Annotated in this window: 1 protein-coding gene; it reads left to right on the top strand. The window is 67.1% G+C overall.

Annotated elements, in window-relative coordinates:
• The first annotated feature begins 159 nt into the window (after positions 1-159).
• Positions 160-2,589 carry a chitinase C-terminal domain-containing protein gene (locus tag ACWF94_RS38335; RefSeq protein WP_453499561.1) on the top strand — a complete coding sequence of 810 codons (2,430 nt, stop codon included), beginning with the start codon at positions 160-162 and terminating at the stop codon, positions 2,587-2,589.
• Positions 2,590-2,644: the final 55 nt, after the last annotated feature.

Raw genomic sequence — 2,644 nt, forward strand, 5'->3', positions numbered from 1 at the left:
GGTCTAGTCCTTTTAATCTCTGCTCACATCTGTGAAACGCCCCCGGCGTGCGCACGCCCCGGGCATCAACCCGCTCCACCCCCACATCAGTTGAGCGAGGCCGAAACACCCCGGCGCCCTTCACCGGCCGCCGGGCCCCCCACACAGGAGGATCAGACCGTGCTGTCCCTCACCCGCAAGAGAGCGTCGCTGCTCGCAGTCGGCGCGGCGGCGGCCGTCGCCGTGGTGGCGAGTTCGCTCTCGCTCACCTCCGGCGTGTCGCAGGCCGCCTCCCAGGAGGCGTGCCGGCCCGACGGCCTCTACTCGACGCCCGGCGTCGATGTTCCGTACTGCTCCGTCTACGACGCCGACGGGCGCGAGAAGATGGGCGCGGACCACCAGCGCCGCATCATCGGATACTTCACGGGCTGGCGCACCGGCAAGGACGGCACCCCCGCCTACCTCGCCTCCGACATTCCGTGGAAGAAGATCACCCACATCAACTACGCGTTCGCGCACGTCGACCAGGCGAACAAGGTCTCGGTCGGCGCGGACGGCCCCAACAACGCCGCCACCGGGATGACCTGGCCCGGCGTGACGGGCGCCGAGATGGACCCGTCGCTGCCGTACAAGGGCCATTTCAATCTGCTCAACAAGTACAAGAAGGCCAACCCGAACGTGAAGACGCTGATCTCGGTCGGCGGCTGGGCGGAGACCGGCGGCATCCTCACGGACAACGGCGGCCGGATCGACTCCGGTGGCTTCTACTCGATGTCGACGAACGCCGACGGTTCGGTGAACACCGCCGGGATCAACACCTTCGCCGACTCCGCGGTCGACTTCATCAAGAAGTACGGCTTCAACGGCGTGGACATCGACTACGAGTACCCGACCTCGATGAAGGACGCGGGTCACCCCGCGGACCACGCGCTCGCCAACGGCAAGCGCGCGGGCCTCGCCAAGGCGTACTCCGTGCTGATGAAGACCCTGCGCGAGAAGCTCGACCGCGCGGGCGCGGCGGACGGCAAGCACTACATGCTGACCGTGGCGGCCCCGTCGTCGGGGTATCTGCTGCGCGGGATGGAGACGTTCCAGGTCCAGAAGTACCTGGACTACGTCAACATCATGTCGTACGACCTGCACGGTGCCTGGAACGAGTTCGTGGGCCCGAACGCCGCGCTGTACGACGACGGCAAGGACGGCGAACTGGCCGCGGCGGGCGTGTACACCACGTCCCAGTACGGGGGCATCGGTTATCTCAACGCCGACTGGGCCTACCACTACTTCCGCGGCTCGATGCCCGCGGGCCGTATCAACGTCGGTCTGCCGTACTACACCCGCGGCTTCAAGAACGTGCAGGGCGGCACGGACGGACTGGGGGGCAAGGCCCCGGCCACCACGTGTCCCGCCGGGTCCAATCTGACCAAGTGCGGTGACGGCGCCGTCGGCATCGACAACATCTGGTCCGAGAAGGACACCGCGGGCAAGGAGTCCCCGGCCGGCTCCAACCCGATGTGGCACGCCAAGAACCTGGAGAAGGGCGTCGTCGGCGACTACGTCTCCAAGTACGGCTTCCCCGCGGACACCAAGCTGACCGGCACCTACGCCCGTAAGTACGACTCCACTCTGGTCGCCCCGTGGCTGTGGAACGCCGAGAAGAAGGTCTACCTCTCCACCGAGGACGAGCAGTCCATCACCGCCAAGGCCGACTATGTCGTGAACAAGGGCATCGGCGGCACGATGATCTGGGAGCTGGCGGGCGACTACGCCCTCAACGCGGCCAAGGGCCAGTACGAGCCCGGTGAGACCCTCACCACGCTGATGTACGACAAGTTCAAGGCCGCCGCCCCCTACGGCGCGAAGAAGTCGAACATCGCGATGCCGACCGAGGCCGTCAATGTGAACGTCGAGTTCGGTCAGTTCGCGCTCGGCGACAGCAACTACCCGATCAGCCCCAAGCTGAAGATCACCAACAACACGAAGACGGCCCTGCCCGGCGGCACGGAGTTCCAGTTCGACTACGGAACCTCCGCGCCCGCCAACGCCAAGGACCAGTCCGGCTTCGGGACGTCGATCATCCGCAGCGATCACTCCGGCAACAACATCGGTGGGCTGAAGGGCGACTTCAACCGGGTGTCCCTGAAGCTGCCCGCGTGGCAGACCGTGGCCCCGGGCGCCTCCGTCGAGCTGGACTTCGTGTACTACCTGCCGGTGTCGACCCCGTCCAACTGGACGGTGAAGATCGGCAGCAAGACGTACGCGATCGCCAGTGACCTGGCGCGCGGCGCGACCGTGGTCGAGCCGGGCGACGGCGGCACCACGGCCGGGACGACGAGCGGCACCACCAGCGGTACCACGAGCGGCACGACCAGTGGCACCACCAGCGGTACCACGAGCGGCACGACCAGCGGTACCACGAGCGGTACAACCAGCGGCACGACCAGCGGCGGTACCTGCACAGCCGACCCGTGGAAGACCACCAGTGAGTACGGCGGTGGCGTGACCGTGTCCCACAAGGGCCACAACTGGAAGTCCAAGTGGTGGACGAAGGGCGAGGAGCCCGGAACCACCGGTGAATGGGGAGTGTGGCAGGACCTCGGAGCCTGCTGACCCCCTCCTGATACCGAAGGCCCCCGGCGGCGCGTCCCTGGCCCTGTCGCCGCCG

This window comes from Streptomyces sp. NPDC055078, assembly GCF_053607985.1.